Source organism: Gluconobacter sp. P1D12_c, assembly GCF_018812105.1.
GTDB lineage: Bacteria > Pseudomonadota > Alphaproteobacteria > Acetobacterales > Acetobacteraceae > Gluconobacter > Gluconobacter oxydans_A.
In genome coordinates, this window is sequence record NZ_JACSIQ010000044.1 from 1 (window position 1) to 2371 (window position 2371).

Below are 2371 nucleotides of genomic sequence, written 5' to 3' on the forward strand. Positions count from 1 at the left end.
GATCGAACGACCATTTACGAGCATACGGGCCGGAACGAATTTTCCATCAAAAAACAGACAGTGCTCGGCTGTGATGAGCATATCCTTGAATGGGACGCCGTCTGATACTGCGTCCTTCAGAATACGGACGGGATAGCCCGCCTGATCCAGTGGAAGATATGGTCGCACCGTACAATGCGCATGCCCCGCCCACGTGACGCGGCGTAAGATCTCGATACCGTTGTTAAAAGTAATAATTTCAGAACCGATTGTAAGCTCTTCAACGGCAACAAGTCCATCTGACGTCTCAATCATCGAACCGGAGAGAAAGCACGTCAAATCGCTACCGCTATAGGTGAAGCTGCTTGCTGTAAAATATGTTCCGGTCGACGGATTGATAGCCGTATAAATATCTATAACAGTTCCACTGCTTAATGTTACAGCAATTTCTCCAGATGCAATATCCGTAACGCTTGATATTGTTCCATAAGTTATAGATAGCCTATCTGCAGGACTAAGGCCTTTTATTATTACATTTCCAGAGAAGTCATAACTTGGAAGTGTAATACTATTGCCTTGAGTATTATCATGCTTCAATGTTATTGTTGTCTTTGATGACGTAACCTGCCCTGAGTAAGAAATAGTCCCACCGTCAAGTGTTAAATTTGAAACATCCAGTGTTGATCCAGATATTACCGCACCATTTTCAATTGTTATGGTGTCTGTAGATGATGTCTGCTTAAGCTCGGAAATGGCAGTAGACGAAGACGATCCGGAAATCACTAAATTTCCAGCATAAGTGAGTGTTCCGTACTGACCCGACGGAGTACCGACCATAGTTGTCGTTGTTCCCGAAGAGCCCGCACTAAAGCTAGCCCACGTTCCGGACGGCCAAGTTTGTGTCGCCATTATACTGATCCCTATTTTGAAAACCCATAAAACCGATAACGGTTACGTGATGGGTGGCTATAAGGGGGGGCGAATATAAAGTAAACTAAATATGTTAGTAAAATACTAAATAAGATTTAAGGGTAACCTCTGCCTCGAAAATGCACAGAAAGGGGGTGATACATAAAACGGGCACAGATATACGCTAACGATCTGCGGTCTGTGACAGACGAGCAATCTGGCGCAGGGGCCGGAGATCTCCTTCTTCGAGAACAGGATCGGTCCAGAGGTAATCCCCTGTCAGAGTGATGTGCTGCCACCCCAGTGGCGACAGATGTTGGAGCAGATCGCGTGGCACCGGCCGGCCCTGCTTTTCAAGATGTGCGATTGCCGCGGCAAGATATGTCGTGTTTCAGAGCACGATGGCGCTGGCGACGAGGTGGAGGGTTCGAAAAACCCTCTGGATTTAAGGCTTTCTCTGTGATTCCATTTCTTCCACGTTGATTAAGGGGCGGAAGATGAAGTAGCCGGGTTTCTTTGATGTTGAAGAGCGGCTGATGGAAATCGCGCAGTTCGGGATGAACGCCTGGCCAAAGGCATGAGCGAGATTTTTAAAAGGCTGCATCAAACCGATTGATTATAAACTCCAGCGTGCAAAAAGCATCACAGTTGGCATAACAAATATTATGCGACATAATTTTTACTGCTGGAAATCATAATATAAAAGTTTTGTTTTCTCGCTGACCACAATCAAAGGAATAGCGTTAGAGTTGAGCGCCCGTGCCTGGAACGATAGGATCTTCCGCAAAAGGTCGGTTCAGGATGCCAAGCACTTCATCTGCAACGTAAATCCTATTGCGGGCATAGCCAGTTCGCTCTCTTAGGATCCCAGCCTGGCAAAGTTGGCCAATTGCCGTGTGAGCAGCAGGTGGCGTAATCGACAGCAAAGTTCCCAGACGTGGAGCCGTCAGAACCGGATAATCCCTAAGGATATCAAGCGTTCGTAGCGCTGCTGATCCTTTTCGGAACGAACGACGGGTCAACCATGCAGCATTCAGGGTTCTGAGAGCTTCACAGGTGATGCGTAACTCCTGAACGGTTTGAACAATGGCATCCGAAACAAAGCCGATCAGAGGAAGCCAGTTTAGGTCACGTTGACAAAAGATTCAATCCAAAGCCTCGCGGCGGCGAGATTGAGGAAGCTTATGAATGATAAGGCGGTTTTGTCGTATCGGGTTGCAATACGGCGCATCTGCTTGAGCCTGTTGAACATCCGCTCAATGCGATTGCGGTCTCTGTAACGCCGCCAGTCTGTTTTCTGTGGAGCGTTGCGGCCTTTGCGTGATGGAATAACCGGCAGTATCCCACGGAACAGCAGATCCTGGCGGAAGCCGTCGCTGTCATAGCCCCGATCAGCCAGCATGGCTTTGGGGGGCGGGACAGACAGCTTCATCAGGGCGTCTGTGGCTTTGTAGTCCGAGACCTGGCCTCCGGTAAGGACAAA

The 2371-nt window shown here is 48.4% G+C and carries 3 protein-coding genes and 1 pseudogene; all 4 read right to left on the bottom strand.

What is annotated here, in order from left to right; genetic code table 11:
• Window positions 1-888: Hint domain-containing protein (locus KP705_RS15280; RefSeq protein WP_215764762.1), on the bottom strand; the 888-nt coding region annotated here is incomplete at its 3' end.
• Between the two features lie 184 nt (window positions 889-1072).
• Window positions 1073-1312 (bottom strand): annotated as a pseudogene (locus KP705_RS15285) (Tn3 family transposase); the annotation flags it as partial.
• A gap of 319 nt (window positions 1313-1631) precedes the next feature.
• Complete coding sequence (locus tag KP705_RS15290) at window positions 1632-1910, bottom strand: hypothetical protein (protein ID WP_211510743.1); 279 nt, start codon at window positions 1908-1910, stop codon at window positions 1632-1634.
• Between the two features lie 101 nt (window positions 1911-2011).
• Window positions 2012-2371 (bottom strand): IS5 family transposase (locus KP705_RS15295; protein ID WP_215764763.1); only part of this gene is annotated, 360 nt, incomplete at its 5' end.